16 protein-coding genes are annotated in these 17,639 nt (G+C 48.1%); 8 read left to right on the forward strand and 8 right to left on the reverse strand.

Annotation, left to right across the window (positions count from 1 at the left end; all coding sequences use genetic code 11):
• The first annotated feature begins 3 nt into the window (after positions 1-3).
• The 3 genes from BST96_RS02925 to BST96_RS02935 all read left to right on the forward strand — a co-directional run bounded on the left by BST96_RS02925 (position 4) and on the right by BST96_RS02935 (position 4,721).
• A complete protein-coding gene (locus BST96_RS02925) occupies positions 4-1,197 on the forward strand; it encodes an acetyl-CoA C-acetyltransferase (protein ID WP_085757248.1) in 1,194 nt (397 codons plus the stop codon).
• Between the two features lie 137 nt (positions 1,198-1,334).
• Positions 1,335-2,531, forward strand: coding sequence for an MFS transporter (locus tag BST96_RS02930; protein ID WP_085757249.1), 1,197 nt, complete (start codon positions 1,335-1,337; stop codon positions 2,529-2,531).
• 1,116 nt (positions 2,532-3,647) lie between these two features.
• Complete coding sequence (locus tag BST96_RS02935; protein WP_157117828.1) at positions 3,648-4,721, forward strand: BamA/TamA family outer membrane protein; 1,074 nt, start codon at positions 3,648-3,650, stop codon at positions 4,719-4,721.
• A 17-nt stretch (positions 4,722-4,738) separates the two neighbouring features.
• On the opposite strand, the gene BST96_RS02940 is transcribed toward BST96_RS02935, so the two are convergent.
• Positions 4,739-5,674 (reverse strand): SDR family oxidoreductase, encoded by a 936-nt coding sequence (locus BST96_RS02940; RefSeq protein ID WP_085757251.1) that lies wholly within the window; start codon positions 5,672-5,674, stop codon positions 4,739-4,741.
• A 180-nt stretch (positions 5,675-5,854) separates the two neighbouring features.
• Here BST96_RS02940 and BST96_RS02945 point away from each other — a divergent pair, with 180 nt between their 5' ends.
• Both BST96_RS02945 and BST96_RS02950 read left to right on the forward strand, forming a co-directional pair.
• Entirely contained in the window at positions 5,855-6,304 is a 450-nt protein-coding gene (locus BST96_RS02945) for a hypothetical protein (RefSeq protein WP_085757252.1), read from the forward strand.
• Complete coding sequence (locus BST96_RS02950; RefSeq protein ID WP_085757253.1) at positions 6,301-6,738, forward strand: MaoC family dehydratase; 438 nt, start codon at positions 6,301-6,303, stop codon at positions 6,736-6,738. The genes BST96_RS02945 and BST96_RS02950 overlap by 4 nt, the downstream gene beginning before the upstream one ends.
• A 252-nt stretch (positions 6,739-6,990) precedes the next feature.
• On the opposite strand, the gene BST96_RS02955 is transcribed toward BST96_RS02950, so the two are convergent.
• From BST96_RS02955 to BST96_RS02970, 4 genes are all read right to left on the reverse strand, one after another.
• Positions 6,991-8,274 (reverse strand): cytochrome P450, encoded by a 1,284-nt coding sequence (locus tag BST96_RS02955; RefSeq protein ID WP_085757254.1) that lies wholly within the window; start codon positions 8,272-8,274, stop codon positions 6,991-6,993.
• An 83-nt stretch (positions 8,275-8,357) separates the two neighbouring features.
• Positions 8,358-9,158 (reverse strand): hypothetical protein, encoded by an 801-nt coding sequence (locus BST96_RS02960; RefSeq protein WP_085757255.1) that lies wholly within the window; start codon positions 9,156-9,158, stop codon positions 8,358-8,360.
• A 120-nt stretch (positions 9,159-9,278) separates the two neighbouring features.
• Complete coding sequence (locus tag BST96_RS02965; RefSeq protein ID WP_085757256.1) at positions 9,279-10,709, reverse strand: metal-dependent hydrolase family protein; 1,431 nt, start codon at positions 10,707-10,709, stop codon at positions 9,279-9,281.
• A gap of 85 nt (positions 10,710-10,794) precedes the next feature.
• Positions 10,795-11,697, reverse strand: coding sequence for a LysR family transcriptional regulator (locus tag BST96_RS02970; protein ID WP_085757257.1), 903 nt, complete (start codon positions 11,695-11,697; stop codon positions 10,795-10,797).
• Positions 11,698-11,851: 154 nt separating this feature from the next.
• Here BST96_RS02970 and BST96_RS02975 point away from each other — a divergent pair, with 154 nt between their 5' ends.
• The 3 genes from BST96_RS02975 (at position 11,852) to BST96_RS02985 (ending at position 14,249) form a co-directional block, all read left to right on the forward strand.
• Positions 11,852-12,292, forward strand: coding sequence for a DoxX family protein (locus BST96_RS02975; protein ID WP_085757258.1), 441 nt, complete (start codon positions 11,852-11,854; stop codon positions 12,290-12,292).
• A gap of 13 nt (positions 12,293-12,305) precedes the next feature.
• A complete protein-coding gene (locus BST96_RS02980) occupies positions 12,306-13,136 on the forward strand; it encodes a pirin family protein (RefSeq protein WP_085757259.1) in 831 nt (276 codons plus the stop codon).
• A 171-nt stretch (positions 13,137-13,307) separates the two neighbouring features.
• A complete protein-coding gene (locus BST96_RS02985) occupies positions 13,308-14,249 on the forward strand; it encodes an Rpn family recombination-promoting nuclease/putative transposase (protein WP_085757260.1) in 942 nt (313 codons plus the stop codon).
• A 260-nt stretch (positions 14,250-14,509) separates the two neighbouring features.
• On the opposite strand, the gene BST96_RS02990 is transcribed toward BST96_RS02985, so the two are convergent.
• The 3 genes from BST96_RS02990 to BST96_RS03000 all read right to left on the reverse strand — a co-directional run bounded on the left by BST96_RS02990 (position 14,510) and on the right by BST96_RS03000 (position 17,622).
• A complete protein-coding gene (locus BST96_RS02990) occupies positions 14,510-14,740 on the reverse strand; it encodes a Trm112 family protein (protein WP_085757261.1) in 231 nt (76 codons plus the stop codon).
• 68 nt (positions 14,741-14,808) lie between these two features.
• A complete protein-coding gene (locus BST96_RS02995) occupies positions 14,809-16,191 on the reverse strand; it encodes a BCD family MFS transporter (protein WP_085757262.1) in 1,383 nt (460 codons plus the stop codon).
• A gap of 48 nt (positions 16,192-16,239) precedes the next feature.
• Positions 16,240-17,622: a BCD family MFS transporter gene (locus tag BST96_RS03000; RefSeq protein ID WP_085757263.1), complete on the reverse strand. Its 1,383-nt coding sequence runs from the start codon at positions 17,620-17,622 to the stop codon at positions 16,240-16,242.
• Positions 17,623-17,639 lie beyond the last annotated feature (17 nt).

Below are 17,639 nucleotides of genomic sequence, written 5' to 3' on the forward strand. Positions count from 1 at the left end.
ACCATGCATATAGACGCCGACCGCAAGGTGGTAATTGTCGATGCAGTGCGCACTGCACTGGGAAATTTTAATGGCTCTTTAGCAACTGTCCCCGCCCATACACTGGGAGCCAAAGTCATTATCGCTCTGCTTGATCGCTCAGGAGTAGCTGCCGAGCAAATTGATGAAGTGATTTTAGGCCAAGTGCTAACCGCTGGCGCGGGCCAAAACCCTGCCAGGCAAGCTGTTATCGAAGCGGGTCTGCCTGATACCTGCCCGGCAATGACGATTAATAAAGTCTGCGGCAGTGGTTTAAAAACCGTTCACCTGGCGGCACAGGCCATTCTCTGCGGCGATGCCGATATTATTATTGCTGGTGGCCAGGAAAATATGAGCCTCTCACCACACCTCTTACCCAAATCACGCAATGGCCAAACCATGGGTGACTGGGCCTTAAAAGACTCGATGATTGTTGATGGTTTATGGGATGCCTTTAATGATTATCATATGGGCATTACCGCGGAAAATATCGCCAGTAAATATGCCATCAGCCGCGAACAACAGGATGAGTTTGCCGCCGCCTCTCAAGCCAAGGCACAGGCAGCCATTGAGCAAAACAAATTTGATGATGAAATTATTCCGGTCGATATTCCGCAACGCCGCGGGGACCCAGTGGTTTTTGCCACCGATGAATTTCCTCGCGCAGGAACCACCGCAGAAAGTCTGGGTAAATTACGCCCCGCCTTTAAAAAAGACGGCAGTGTCACCGCAGGTAATGCCTCGGGGATTAATGACGGTGCTGCAGCACTATTGATTATGAGCGAAAGCAAAGCCAAAGAACTTGGGCTGGAGCCTCTGGCAACCATTGCCGCCTATGCAAGTGCCGGTGTCGACCCGACGATTATGGGCACAGGCCCTGTACCTGCCTCAAAAAAATGTCTGGAGAAAGCGGGCTGGGCTATTGGCGACCTTGATCTGGTGGAATCCAATGAAGCTTTTTCTGCACAGTCATTAGGGGTTAACGCTGAGCTGGAATGGGATACCAGTATTATTAATGTTAATGGCGGAGCTATTGCTCTGGGGCACCCGATTGGCGCCTCCGGCGCCAGAGTGTTAGTTACCCTGCTGCATGAGATGAAGCGTCGCAAGGCCAATAAAGGGCTGGCTACGCTATGTATTGGTGGTGGCCAGGGTGTCGCCATTGCAGTTGAGCGTTAGTTACTATTGGCCTGCGTACAAGCGCAGGCCGCCCTCCCTGATAACTCACTTTTTCAGCCAACTTTGCAAATATTTACTTACTTAATGTAGGGAAATCAGTAAAGTACGCACCTCGTTCTTTATTAAGAAGTTATTCCATGAAATTTCTCTTTGCAACTGTGCTGATCGATCTGATTGGCTTTGGTATTGTTATCCCGATTTTGCCATTTCTGGCACCGGATATGGGGGCCTCCAATCTTGAGATCGGCCTGATTATCGCTACCTATTCCATTTTTAACGGCTTATGTGGTCCGTTCTGGGGTCGCTTAAGTGATCGCTTTGGCCGCAAGCCAATTATCCTGATCTGTCTGGCCGGTGCAGCCATTTCCTATATTGGCCTGGCTTTCGCTACCACGCTTACCGCGATTTACTTCTGGCGCGCTTTTGGTGGCTGGATGGCCGGTAACTTTGGTGTAGCCTCGGCGATGATTGCCGATATGACGACGCCCGAAAATCGCGCCAAAGGTATGGGCATGATTGGTGCAGCCTTTGGCTTGGGTATGGTTATCGGACCAACCTTAGGTGGTGTACTCAGCGGTAACGGCGAGTCTTATACTCTGCCCTTCTTTGTCGCTGCGGGTCTTTCTACCTTGGCGATTGTGGCAGGTTTTTTCTTGCTGGAAGAAACCATGACACCGGAGAAGCGGGAAGAGCATGCCGCAGAGCAGGCCCAACACCAGAAAGTTTCTTTGCTGAAAATGCTGAAGGAAACACACAACACGGTCTTGGCGTCGATTTTTACCCTCCACAACACTTGCGTTAGTGTGATCAGCTTCCTGTTCCCGCTATGGGTTGCCACCCTATTAGATTGGGGCCCTCGTGATGTAGGTATTGTGTTTGGTGTGCAAGGTCTGGCTATGGCCTTTATTCAGATTAAGTTGATTGGGCCACTCTCAACCAAAATGGGTGAAGTTAATTTCCTAATGATGGGTATCGGTCTAACCTGTGTCGGCTTTATCGCCGCCTCGATGGCTGAGACTACACCCTTTATGATTCTGGCCTTCTGTATGACGGTAACAGGGTCAACGCTGTGTCTGCCCATTCTGAACTCGATTACTTCCAAGCGTACTCCTTTCCGTTTCCGCGGTCAGATGATGGGGACTACCTCTTCTATGTCAGCATGGGGACGTGTGACCGGGCCGCTGTTAGGCGGCGTGGTATTGCACTTTTATGGTTTCTCAGCAGCATGGTTGGTGGCCCTGGCTTTATGTCTGGTGTATCTGGGCTGGGCCTTTAGCCAGCGTGGCGTAGCCAATATTGAAGAGGAAAGCCCCCAGGCGCCTCCAGCGGCATAAGCTAGAACACGCAGTACAAAGAAGCAGCCTCTCGGCTGCTTTTTTATTGGATGTTTTTATAGAGAGGGTGAACCGCCTCATAGTTCTTTATAGGCCGTGAACCAACTGCACTGGGTAGGGTGGATTATAATCCACCGGTATAGGGTACTCATGGCTGGGTTTGGTGGATTGCAATCCACCCTACAGCAGCATCGCTCAGTCCGCTTAGGCTTTTTATCCCCACAGTGGTCTAGTCTGTCTCATAGTTCTTTATACGCTGGGAACCAACTGCACTGGGTAGGGTGGATTATAATCCACCGGTATAGGGTACTCATGACTGGGTTTGGTGGATTGCAATCCACCCTACAGCAGCATCGCTCAGTCCGCTTAGGCTTTTTATCCCCACAGTGGTCTAGTCTGTCTCATAGTTCTTTATACGCTGGGAACCAACTGCACTGGGTAGGGTGGATTATAATCCACCGGTATAGGGTACTCATGACTGGGTTTGGTGGATTGCAATCCACCCTACAGCAGCATCGCTCAGTCCGCTTAGGCTTTTTATCCCCACAGTGGTCTAGTCTGTCTCATAGTTCTTTATACGCTGGGAACCAACTGCACTGGGTAGGGTGGATTATAATCCACCGGTATAGGGTACTCATGGCTGGGTTTGGTGGATTGCAATCCACCCTACAGCAGCATTGCTCAATCCGCTTAGGCTTTTTATCCCTACAGTGGTCTAGCCTGTCTCATAGTTCTTTATACGATGGGAACCAACTGCACTGGGTAGGGTGGATTATAATCCACCGGTATAGGGTACTCATGGCTGGGTTTGGTGGATTGCAATCCACCCTACAGCAGTATCGCTCAATCCGCTTAGGCTTTTTATCCCTACAGTGGTCTAGCCTGTCTCATAGTTCTTTATACGATGGGAACCAACTGCACTGGGTAGGGTGGATTATAATCCACCGGTATAGGGTACTCATGGCTGGGTTTGGTGGATTGCAATCCACCCTACAGCAGCATTGCTCAATCCGCTTAGGCTTTTTATCCGTACAGTGATCTAGTGCCAGCATAAGCAGACGTTTATTATGCTGGCTATATATTGCCAATCTCAACTATTAAATAAACGTGCAAGCCATGATAAAAACAATACTTTATAGGGCTCTGGGTTTTAGCCTGCTTTCTTTTACCACCAGTTTGACAGCACAAACCACTGATTCGCCTAACCCGGAGAAAGCTGAACAATCCCCTTGGCTATTTGCACCCGTGGCCACCAGTGACCCCAAAGTTGGCACCTCGGCAGGGTTTGTGGCTGGCTATCTGACACATTTTGATAAGCAATCGCCGGTATCCACCTTTGGCAATGCCAGTACCTATAGCGAAACCGATTCATGGTACTCCGTGTTTTTTGCCAATACCTATTTTGGCGAAGATAAGCACCGCCTCTTTGGCTTATATATTGACGGCAAACTGCGCAATGACTTTGATGATTTTGCCAACGCAGGCATTCCCCTGCAAACTAGTAATACCTTCGATATTTATATGCTGCGCTACCAATACCAACTCTGGGAGAACTGGTTTATCGGTGGTCAAGCTGCCGCCTCCGATATCGGCGTCAGTGGCGATAATGCCTATTCCAGTATCGTCGCCCAACTGGTGGGTTTAACCGACACCAAAGCGGTGGGAATGGGGCTAGCTATTTTATACGACACCAGAGATAACCAGAATTCACCTGCAACCGGCACCACTTTCGACATTAATAACTTTGCCTACCGGCAAAGCTTCGGTGGCGAAAGCTCCTTTGATAGCTATACCGTTAAGTATCATCGTTATACCACTATCTTCGACAAGCATGTTTTAGCGGCCAGACTTAGCGGGCGCTTTTCAAATAATGCTGAAACCGGCGGTTTAAGCTCTCTGGATTTACGGGGGTATGTAGGCGGCGAATATCTGGCGGAACATATGACGGTTGCCGAAGTCGATGGCCGCTTCCAGATTAATAAAACCTGGGGCTATAGTGCCTCGGCGGGGATGGCCTGCCTGTATAACAATACTGGAGATTGTGGCAACTACGATAACTGGTACCCATCGGCCTCGGTGGGGCTAATCTATACCATTAAGCCAGTGGATAAGATTGTATTGCGCGCCCAATATGCGGTGGGCAAGGATAATAACGACGGCTTTTATTTAAATGTTGGCCACCCCTTCTAGAATGGCACTGGCTTTAGCTAACCTCCGGAAGGCCCATTATCCCGCAATACCCAATCCTGCTGTTTAGCCCACTCTGCCATTGATGTCAGTTTAATCGGAATACGCTTAAGCACCGGCTGCATATCAACCAGAAAGGCACGGCCATTGGTTTTATTATTGTATTGATAAAAGTCATCCAGCGCCGCCGCATAGCTCTCGCGATCCAGTGGCGACACATCACCAAATACATCATGCATAAACTCACCATAATGCCGTGGCGTGATATATTCAAAGCTGATCGTTTTACCAAAAGCCTGTGATAAATGGCTGGCAACTTCATCGGGCAATAAGGCGTCTGGCCCGCCAATAATAATTCGCTCACCAATCAGGTCTTCACGCTGTATGGCAGCAATCATAAATTTAGCCACGTCATCCAGACAGATCCAGTTAGCCCGCATGGTAGGTTGATGGGGGTAACGATAAACACCTTCGTTGACCAATGCCGGCTTTACCCAATTCGTTAGTAAATTGTCCATAAACAATACCGGACGAATAACGGTTAATGGCACACCGCAGGCAGCAAAAATATTTTCGCGGATAAGGTTGCCATCGTAGTTGGGTTCGCCACAGGGAGTGTCTGGCACCCAGGAACTGGTGTTATAGACCAGGCGCTTAACACCCACTATCTTCGCCGCCTCACCTACACGGGCAATATGGTCATTAACATGAAGAGCATCTTCAAACATCGGGTGGGTAAAGAATACCGCATCGGCATTGTCGCAGGCTTTGACCAGACTATTAAGGTCATTGTAGTCGGCCTGCACCACCGCAACCCCTTCAAATTCTCGGGTATAGAAACGCTCGGGAGATCGGCTAACAGCCCTGACCCAATAGCCCTGGGCGCGAAGCTGGCGGATTTGCGCCAGGCCCTGCCGGCCACTGGCACCAAAGACGGTAACGGTTTTATTGTCCATAATCGATTAGCCTTCATTATTGTTTTATTGCAATCCGGGGCTATGGATTATACCCCTTGCCAGAACCAGCGAAAGTAGATTTTACTAAACAGGCTTGTTACAGTGCCATGCCTTAGTAATAACAATAATACAGCCTGTACCAGCATAGTCAGGCAAAGTGATAAAAGGACCATCGTGCCGATGAAAGCCATGCCGCCCCTGGAAGAAATCACCGCCCTCGCCGGCCATCAATTCCCCGGCGGTCGTTATAAAATTGAACACTGGGAAAATTATTTATTAACCGGTTGTACTGGCGGAGAAGTGCTGCCTAATAATATGGTACACCCGGTGGCTATGTTTCATGTGCCTATTCGAGGTGCCAATACCAGCATTGCGGAAATGTTTGAATTGGGCCAGGCGGAGTCGGACCTCTCTATTATTCCCGAGTACTATGATTGGGAAATGTTTGAGCCGCTGATTGAAGAGGTAACTTATGATATTACGGGGAAAATTGTTACCGCAGAACGCCGCCAAAACGACCTTGGCCAAACCTATGATTGGCTACAATTTTGTTTTGAAATGAGAACCCCTGACAATACATTATCCGCCCGCGTAACGATGGCCTGGCAATTTACGAGGAATTTACTGTGAGCAACAACTATAAGGTAGGTGACAGTATTCCCGAATGGGTTATGGAAAGTGTTTCAGCAGAACGTATGCGTACTATGGCTGCTATTTTGCGTGATCCAAATCCTCTGCACTGGGATAGAGAGGCGGTGGCCAATCTTAATGTCGGCTCTGCTACTCTGCCTGCCAGCTTGGGAAAACGCACAATTAATCAGGGTCCTCTGGGTTTAAGTTATATGATTAATATGCTGCACGAATGGATGGGGCCAGAGTGTATTAAGCGTTTTTATATGACTTTTCCGCAAGTCGTTCTGGATGAAGACCGGGTTATTGCCAAGGGCACGATTACTGCTTTAAGGGAAGAGAACAATCTGCAACTGGCTGATTGTGATATCTGGCTGGAACATGCAGAGAGAGGTTCTCTGCTAATCGGCAAGGCAACAGTGCAACTACAGTGACGCCGGTGATCACCCCCTTATAACGGCCCGAATTAGTAAATGCTGCGCACTTGTCATTCCCGCGCAGGCGGGAATCTGGCAATCTCCCAATATTAAAATTTTCTCGCTTTCTACCTGGCTGTCTTCCTGTCTGGGAAATTTTCTGAAACCAGTATCGTAGGGTGGATTATAATCCACCGGTTATTAAGACTCATGGTTGGGTTTGGTGGATTGCAATCCACCCTACATAATGGTGCAGAACAAGCCGCTTGTTTACTTTTTTCTTGGCTCAAATTCAATATGCAATTCTTTTAAAGAGCGCAGTAAAAAATGAGGGTGATAGCTAAAATCACTCTTGCCCGGTGCAAACCACATATCTTCAAAGCGATCGACTACAGCAGTAAATCCCCAGATAAGCTCGCGTCGTGCCAAGGGGGCTCCAAGACAATGATGCTTGCCTGAACCAAAGCCCATATGTGCACCTGCTTTAGGCCGCTGCAAATCAATTTTCTCAGGGCATTCAAACACACGTTCATCGCGATTAGCCGCTGCATAGCGGATATTCACCAAACCACCTGCGGGTATTACCCCGCCAGAGGGGAGCTCGGTATCCCGCGCACAAAAACGCATTAAACTCTGTACCGGCGACTCCAACCGCAACACCTCTTCGACAAAAGTTTTCATATACTGTTCGGGGTCACTTTTTAGTTGCTGCCAGATATCTTTATTTTCTATCAGCAGTTTAATCCCCGCCGCCAGCGCATTGGTGGTGGTCTCGCTGCCGCCAACAAAAGTATCTGCCATCATCTCGGCATGCAGCTCATTATCATTAAGCGGCCGCCCCCAATCTTCAATCACGGTATTAACTAAAACGCTGATCAAAGAATCATTCGGGTTTGCCCGTAGCCGCTCAAAAACAGGTTGGAAATAATGCTGGGCTTCAATCTCGCGATCAACCATTTCCATTTCCTGCTCTTCGTTCAGCATCATTGAAATACGCTGAAAAAAAGCATCGGTCCAGCGTTTGATCTGCCACATATCTTCGCGCTTTGCACCCATTTGCTCACCGATAATAAACAAGGGCAAAGGCACCGCAAATTGTTTAACAAAGTCACACCGTCCATCGTCAATAAACTGATCTATCAATTCATAGGCCAGGTTTTCAACCAGCGGGTCTATTTCTTGTATCCGGCTGGGCTTAAAGGCCTCGTTAAACATGGCGCGCATTTGCTTGTGATTGGGATCATCGCGGCCACCCAGTGTAGGTGCTGGTAGCCAACCTTTTTCCTGAAAACGGGCCGCTACTTTTTGGATACGTTCTATATTGTCGGTATTGGCCCGGTAAGGTGTGTCTTCTGCGCTGCTGGGAAAGCTTTGCGTATCCAGCAGTACCTGGCGCACATCATCATAGCGACTAACAACATAGATATCGGTACCAGGCATTCGATAGACAGGAGCTTCGTCACGCAATACTTTATAGGCATCATAGGGGCAGTGCTGTGTTTCAGGGTCGAACAGATTAATATTGAGCTCGTGATTGCCGGTCTTTGTTGTCATGATCGATCTCACCCTAAACGGTCAGTAAAAAAAAGGGAGCTTATTATCGCTCCCTTTAGCATACAGTATTGACTCACTCAGTATCAGTAACTGGTTTCCACTTCCTGACTGGTCATAATGGCGCGCAGGCGATCACTGTCTTCCTTGCCAACCATTTGTTCCATACGCGGCCAGATATGATCGACTTCCGGCGATAAATAGTTGGTACGGGTCAGGGCGTCACGCATGGCGCTTCTCTCTGCCTCACCAGCTTCCAGCCAATCCGCCGGAACACCTTCTTTTACTAAATCCAGTGTGCGGGCGATATACATCTCAGAGGCTTGCTGCAATAACTCAAAGTTAGAAAACGGCGTTGTTACCGCTAATGCCCAAGGCTGGAGAATAGACATCTGCAGGCGAGGGATTGCGCCCATACGCACATCTGTTAGAGCACGCACATCATTATTAATTTCTTCCAGCGGCAAAAATACATTCTGCTGGTACTTGAGGTTAACCGCAGGGTCGGCCTTACCTACTACGTTACAGAAAAAACCCAGATTTGGTGGGCCATCGTGTTTGGGGTCAAACGGCGCATCAACTTCAGGGTCATAAAATACACACTCAGTCACCGCATGGGGTACCAGGCTGTCGGGTTTGGTAATCACATGCAATGCATTGGCTTCCATCCCCACCGGGGCGAAGTTAAGGCGCAGATGTAATACTTTTAAAATATCCGGGTGGTCTCCACCATCAACCACTTGCAGGTAACCCAGATTGCCAAAGGCCGGATGGGCATATTCTTTGATGGTTGAGGCTTCGGTACAGCTTAGCCCCAGAGTAGCGATGGTTTTTTCAAATAAGCCATCAATAAAGTCGGAACCGACATTCGATGTTAGTGTGCTCACGTTTAAATCCTTACTGGTTGTTATCTTGATAGGGAAGTACATTACACCGGGTAAGGCAGGTCGGCTATCTCCTTTACCTGCCTTTACATAATGCCCTCCCCACTCTAAGGGAAGCAGTGGTTAAAGGCTGTTTTTATAGATCACGCCGTCTTTCATAATGATTTTTAGCGTTTCAATTTGCTTATATTCAGGGTCGGCATCAAACCATTTGTCGGTAGCCCCCAGCACCGATATATCTTCTAGCGGATTACCGTCCACTAATAGAATATCCGCTGCGGCACCCTTTTCAATCACGCCCAGCTTGCCGGAAGCCGCATAAGGGTTGCGGGGACCAGAGAGCTCTAACAACTCACCGGCGTTTGAGGTTAACTGCTTTAACACTTCAAAATTACTACCAAATGCCTGGGTGCGCCACCATAGCTCATAGCGACGGGCGCGCTCGGCATCGGCATAAACACCCACATAGTCTGAAGCAAATACCACTTTCACCTTGTGCTTTAACAGTTTTTTACCGAAGTCACCGTAAACTTCTTGCAGCTGGGCCACCATGGGTAATTTTTCGGCGGGCATCAGTGGGTTTTTGGCCAGATCAGGTGATAGCCCCCACATTTGAGGCACCACATAAACCCCCTCTTTAGCGATACGCTTCATGACTTTTTCGGTCATAAAGAAGCCGTGGTCAAAGGCTTTTACACCGCAGTCCATTAAGCGGTTCATAGCCCGATCATTAAACACATGGGAGCTAACATAGGTGCCCCAATCGGCAGCCGCCTCAACCGCTGCGCAAACTTCTTTTTTGGAGTATTGGGTGGTGTCGATAGGATCAAAGCGAGAAGAGCCACCGCCACCGGCCATAATTTTTATTTGGGTAGCGCCATTTCTTAAGTTGGTCCGCACCGCTTTTAAAACCTCAGTCTCGCCGTCGGCTACCGCACCAATACCAAACTGTTCAAAATTGGATTTATCCCAGGCTGTTAGCGGGCCAAAACCAGCATCGGCTCTATCTCGAAAATCACCATGACCGGAGGTCTGAGAGACAAAGGCGCCAGAGGGGAAAATGCGGGGGCCAATAATAACGCCGTTATTGATATTACGCATAAGACCAAAAGCAGGGCCGCCCATATCTCTTGCTGACGTAAAACCATCCATTAACGCCCGCTCAGCCACCAGCGTTGAGCGGATGGCTATATCGGTCAGATCCATTTCTTTTTCGACGGTATCAAAATTGGCATTAATCATATAATGCACATGGCCATCGATCAGGCCCGGCATCAGCGTCTTGCCGTTACCCGCAATCACCATAGCACCTTCAGGCGCATCGATAGCCTTGTCGGAGATACGAGTAATTGTTGTGCCTTCGACGAGCACACTCATACCTTTATAGAGTTTGTTATCGGTGCCGTTAAAGACGTTTACATCGGTAAATAAGGTCGTGCCTGGTACCGGGGTAAAATTTGCCACTCCCCCACTGCCAGCGCCCGCCGCCAGAGTAGGCAGGGATGCGATAAGTATCAGGATGAAAACAGCCAGTTTTTGAAGCAAGGTAAACATACTCGATTCCCTCATTATGTTTGTTATTGAACACAGGTCAGTTTTATTATGGTTTTACGATAGCACAGCTGGGCCATGATTAAAGCTATTGCCAATCCGCCGCTGCCAGCTGCTCGGTTAAAGCACGCAGGCCCCTGCCTTTATTGGCGAGCTTCCAGGCCATATATTCCTTTACCGGATGCACCTCCGGCAGCACCAAGGTTAACAAAACTCCCTGATCGAGATAAGGCTGTATTTTTTGTAGCGGTAAATGCCCGATGCCGATACCCGCAACAATTGCCTCAACTTTTTGCTCAAGGGTTTGTACATAAAGTATTTTGCCCTCACTGCCAAGACCACCACTGCGGGTAATACCGCTGGTGGAGGTATCATGGGTGACAACACGGCGCAGTTTTGGCAGCTCTGCCTGTAACGCCTTTTTATTATTGGCCCACTGGGCTTTGGGGTGCTTGGCGGCAATCACTGGCACCAGTTCAGTACTGGGCAAAGCGATGGCCCGATAGCCTTTTTGTTGGGGCACAGGGCCCGGCGCACCCACAATTAGATCTACCCGCTCCTCTTCCAGCGCCTCCCAGCCACCATTAAGCACCGACTCAGTAATATCGATTTCAATCGTGGGATGATTTTCCAGAAACTGCTGGACCACCGCAAAGAAGGTGGGAGCAGGCAACATAAATTCCACGGCAATACGGATATGGGTCTCCCAGCCTGTAGCCACCTCTTTAGCCCTGTTGGCCAGCTGGGCAGCATGGTCGAGGATATGCCTGCCCTCTTCGAGTATTAGCTTACCGGCAGGAGTTAATACTGAGCGCCTTCCCTGCCGCTGGAACAGGGCGATATCCAGCTGCTCTTCCAGCTTTTGCACACTATAGGAAACTGCCGAGGTTGCTTTGTTCAGCTCTTCTGCCGCTTTGGCAAAGCTTCCGCGCCGATCAATGCTATCCAGAGTTTCCAGTACTTCGATGCTAATCGGATTTTTCTTGCTCATAACCACACTATCCCACTAATCAGTCCCAACCATCTGCCACCACAAGCTATTGTTCTATATTTTAGAACATTCTGGACAAATTATACCCCTTATTTGATTTTCCCCTGTCGTTACAATAGCACCATCAACTCAACAAATACCCAGGAGCAATACCATGAAAGCATTATTAGACACTGCAATTTCCACTAAATCTGGCTTTGACACCCTACCCGTACGTATCGGCGCAGGCGTAATTTTTGCTGCCCACGGCGCCCAGAAACTGTTCGGATGGTTTGGTGGTTATGGCCTTGAAGGTACCGCAGGCTGGATGGATTCCATTGGCCTGGGTCCCGGCATGTTGATGGCTACACTGGCAGGCAGTGCTGAATTTTTCGGTGGACTGTTGTTAATTCTGGGCTTGCTGGTTCGCCCAACAGCGTTGGTGTTAGCGTTTACCATGGCCGTTGCCATTGTCTCTGTTCACCTGAGTAATGGGCTGTTTATCAGTAATAACGGTTATGAGTTTGGCCTTGCCTTACTGGTGATCACTTTGGGGCTGGCAGTTCGCGGCGCTGGTAGCCTGAGTGCCGACCAGCAACTAGCCAGCAAACTGTAGAGAGGAAGCGACCATGAGAACATTACAGCAGGTATTTAGTGCCAGCCCTGCCAGTGACGGTGATGGCGTAAAAATCCATCGCCTTGCTGGCACAAAGCTGCAGGCAGTATTAAATCCGTATTTAATGATTGATGAAATTAACTCAGACAGTAACAGCGATTTTATCGGCGGTTTTCCAGAGCACCCCCATCGCGGCTTTGAGACAATTAGCTATATCAAAGCTGGGCGCATGCGCCACCGCGACCATATGGGTAATGAAGGTGTGATTGGCGCAGGCGATGTACAATGGATGACCGCCGGGGCAGGCGTTTTGCATTCAGAGATGCCTGAACAGGAGGATGGACGACTGCACGGTTTCCAGATTTGGCTAAATTTACCCGCAGCAGAAAAGATGAAGCCTGCGGCTTATAGTGATATTCGCAGCCACAACATCCCTTCACTAGCATTAGCCGATAGCACAGTGAATAGTATTGCAGGTGATATCAAAGTTAATGGCCAGGTACTTAACGGCATATTACCCCAGCGGTCTACCGAGCCATTATTTGTTGATATTGAATTGACGGCTAACGCGACGATTAAGCTGGAGAGTAATCCGAAAAACCCACTGCTGGTTTATCTGTATCAAGGCGCAAGCCATGATCTACAGCAAGGCCAGCTTGGCGTTTATTCCAGCGGTGAAAGCCTGAGATTGGAGGCCAACAACGAGGGGCTTAAGGCTCTTTTATTAAGTGGCACGCCTATTGATGAACCTATTGTGCAGTACGGTCCGTTTGTTATGAATACTGAGAGCGAGATCCGGAAGGCCATTGACGATTATCAAAATAATCGATTGGTCAATCTGTAGGGTGGATTATAATCCACCTTTCACCACCGCCAATCAGCCAGGTGGGTTTGGTGGATTATAATCCACCCCACGAGCTGTGTTTGTGTGTAGATAGAAATAGTTTATGATGGTCCGCAGCCTCAGGAAGAGGTTTTGAGAGGATTTCACCCACCGTTGATAAGGATATCAGCTATGAGCAATTCCCAACCCCCGAATATCCACGATACCTTCTTTCGTGCAGCGATGAAGCACCAGCGGGTTGCGCTGGACTTTATTCGCCATCATTGTCCTAAAGAGATTGCTTTGGCCCTGGACAGCCAAACCCTAAAGCTGTTGCCCAATAATTATATTGCGGATGACTTACAGGAAACGACCAGTGATTTGGTATTTAGCTGCAAGATTGCCAATAAGCCTGCTTATATCAATCTATTGATTGAACATCAGTCCAGCCCCGATAAGATGCTGCCGTTTCGGGTTCATCATTATTTATTTGGCTTGTTATATAACCACCACAAGCAGCACCCAAAGAAAAAACTGCCTGCAGTTTATACGCTGGTATTTTATCATGGCAGGCAAACGCCCTACCCTTATTCATTATCGCTGCTTGATGGCTTTGATGACCCTCTGGGGATTATGCATAAAGTATTATATAAGCCGCTTCCTCTGATTGACGCTAATCAGCTTTCCGATAAAGAACTGAAGCAGCAACGCTGGATTGGGCCTATGCTGACAGCAATGAAATATATTCGACAAAAGGATATGACGAATAATGTAATGGATATACTGGCGTCACTGCTGTGGAATACTGAGAAGCACGATGAAAAGCCGTTACTTAAGCTGCTATTGAACTACATTTTTCGTGGAGGTAATATCAACGTCAAAGACGTGGCTATCAGGGCCAAAACTCAACGAATTACTCATTCAGTAAGGAGAGATGTAATGACAACAGCCGAGCAATTGGAAGCACAAGGTATGCGAAAAGGCATAGAGAAAGGCAAGCTCGAAGGCAAGCGGGAAGGCAAACAAGAAAGCATGAACGAAGTGGCCATCAAGCTACTCAACGAAGGGGCTGAAATTGCCTTTGTACAAAAAATTACTGGACTGTCCCCGGCCGAGATTCAGGCCCTTAAATAAAACGCGTGTACTACTGCCATCCCCGCCCCGGCCGATCGCTAAATACTTTAGATAAGGTCTACGCCCAGGGTGGATTATAATCCACCCCCTATGACGGTTTCTGGCTGGGCTTGGTGGATTACTATCCACCCAACGTCGGCTGTTAGCTGTGCCTTTAAACCGCTTATTGGCTTAAAACACTGATACCACAATACGCCTGGTTTTATTTTAGGCATTGGTCACGGACAGCCATCCGTATCAGCAGGGATCGCGAAAGCAGGCTAAGCGTTTACAAAACGGTCGTGCTCAGTAATTTCTGGCAGCTCGTCCGCAGGGACCTTAAACCACTTCTCACCTTCATCGGGCAACATGACAGGAATACCTTCAACGATAGGGTACTGGCGGCCACAGTCACAAGCCAACCAATCTGCTTTAAGCGGTGTTAATTCACCGCGGCCTTTACCGGCACAAGCTGGGCATCTTAGGATTTCTGTATATTCTGCAATATTCATAATTCAACTCTCTGTAACTGATCATTAAAATTCGACAGTGTGTGGTGGATTGTAATCCACCCTACGGTTTATTCGGTTCTGGCGCCTGCCTGTAAACCTTCGATGGTTACATTACGGACCGCGATATAACAAAGTACTACCATTAATGCCTGCAAGATAAAGATAATCGAGAAAGCCATATTGCCCTGTAACCAGCCTGACTCTACTAATACGGAATAGAGCAAGCCGCTAACAGTAAACGATAAAAACAGACCAATAACCTGGGCCAGGCTCCATAGGCCAAGGTATTTACTCTCCTGTCCTTTGACCGTCATATCCGCCATAAAGCTGATGGACGGAAAAACATATAAACCCAGAGAAAAGGCACTTAAACAGTAGAAGGCATAAAACAAATCAAGATTTTTTTCGTAAGAGGCCCAGGCTAATAAAGCAAAACCAAGAATGGATAAGCTGGCGCCAATTTTTAGCAATTTCTTACCAAAGTCCATCGGCAGGGTTTTAACCTCATCACCATTGCCGCCCGCATCAATCACTTTCTGCTTGCGCTTACTGGCAGTAACACCCACAAAGATACCGCAGGCCGCCATACCCACTGTTTGCAAACCGTTATATAAGGTTTGGAAGATCGTTGACTCACCGGCTTCCATCTCAAATAAATCCGCTGCCCATACTTCCTGAATCATATCCTGTAGAAAAACCGATAATAGCGAGAAAATAATAAACACAAAAAACAGCGCAGCATGGCGGTTGTACTGAATCACATTGATGGATTCTTTCATCGGCTCTAACAATTTTACCGGTTTGGGTGGATTGCGTTTTATTTCAGCCAACTGCTCGGGGGTCAGCTTGGTTTCCAAACCCCAGAGACCAAGAATAGTAATACTCATCATCACCAGCGGTGACAGGTTATACATAAACTGCATACCTTCAGGCGTATATTCCGGCATTAACAGACCGAATACATAAGCCCAGGCAGCCATAGACAGGGCCTGAATCGTCCAGGTCATGGTAACAACGCGTGAGCGAGTTTCGTCAGTGGTTACATCATTGAGCAAATCCAAAAATACATTGGCCTGCATGGCAATACACAAACCAAAGGCACAGAATAATAATAGGAAAGCCAGGTAACCGAGTAAGCTACCTTCTACCATATACAGCATCACTGGCGGCATTAACGGAAAAGCCAGACTGCCTAATAAAGTACCAATCAGCATATAAGGTGTTCTGCGGTAACCCATAATCGGCCAGCGCTCACACATACGACCGATCACTGGCTGGATAGGGCCAAACAAGGTATAGACACCAATAATCACTGCCATCAATGCCGCCGGCAAGCCCAGGTCAGAAATAGCCACCCGGTTTACCGAAGTCACTACCATACAAAAACTCCAGGCTATGGCAATTTTTTGTAAGGTAAATTGTAATTTTGCACGCCCTTCACTAACAATCATAACTCAACCTTTTCACTATTCTTTGATTTTAATAAATCAACCCGACCACTAGCCCAAGTCGGCTTCCATAGCCTTACTCATGCCATCACGATTAATTTTTTTACTTAAGCTGGAGTGATTTACTCGCCACAGGAACCATAGGCTGGTCAATGTAATCAGCGCTTCGATGGTAAAGATATACGTAAAACCCAGTACCGCTGTAAATAAGCCGCTCTCAATCCATGAAGTAACCAGCTGACCAGCAGCAATCGAAGCAATACCGTTGGCAAAGGCAATCGCCAAGCCCCATAGACCGATATAAGCACCGCGCTCAGCATCGGTGGTAAATTCCATCATCGCGGTTAAGGTGCCCACTAAGGCAAAGCCGTTAAAGAAACCCATAATGACCAGCGAGGTATTCACGATAGACCCGTCAACCTGATAAGCGCCATAAGCCAACAGCAATAAGCTAAACACAATACCGGCAATACCAATGGTAATGGCTATACGCTTGGATAGCGCACCGCGGAAAACCAAAAAGCCCATTACAAACATACCGACAATCGCACCGCCACCCCAGATTTGCTGGAAGCGCCCGGTTTCGCCAACGGTCATCTTTAATACTTCAGCGCCAAAGACTTCTAAAATATTGTCTTGCAGGCTATAGCCGATTTGGAATAAAAAGATAAACAGGAAGAAGTTACGCACCGCAGGATTGCTAATAACTGCAACCAAAAAGTCTTTCATCGTCGCATGCTCCTCACCCTTATCATCGCTCATATGAGCATGCTCCAGTGGCGAGCTAACTTTTTTCTCAACGCCGATCACACCGAGTATGGTGACTACGCCTACCACGGGGATCGACAGCAGATACAAAGACTTCATCGTATCAATATCATAGTCAGGCATATAGCTACGAATAAATTGCAGCGAAGCAATCATCCCAATAATCAACATGGTCCAGATAAACGCCGTTACAATACCGCGGCTGCGCTCGGGAATAACTTCTGCCACCAGCGCTAAGTGGTTAGCACCCGCCATGGCAAAGCCTAAACCAAAAATAATCAGAATCACAAAGCCAACCACATAGGCCGCATAGGGAAAAGCAAGAAAGCCAATCACATCGGGATTGACTGACATCGGCACCACGATATAGGGCAAAGCCGCAACAGCACACGCCGATAACATCATACCGATCACGACATAAGGCGTACGGTGATAGCCAAACATCGGCACCCGATCAGAGATGCGACCATAGATCACCTGAAACGGTGACAGAAAGTGGTATAGACCCAACATACTGGTAACAACAACCGCCGCAATGCCTAACTCATAAATCGCAATGCGATTAAAGTTACTGGTTAAAAGGGCAAACAACCAACCCGCCGCCGCTCTGGGAAGGGTTAGCTGGAATGCACGTAGCCATAACATTGCTTTAGAATCGTTTGCCATAGGTATTATTGTCCCGT

This window comes from Oceanicoccus sagamiensis, from assembly GCF_002117105.1.
Taxonomy (GTDB): Bacteria; Pseudomonadota; Gammaproteobacteria; order Pseudomonadales; family Dasaniaceae; genus Oceanicoccus; species Oceanicoccus sagamiensis.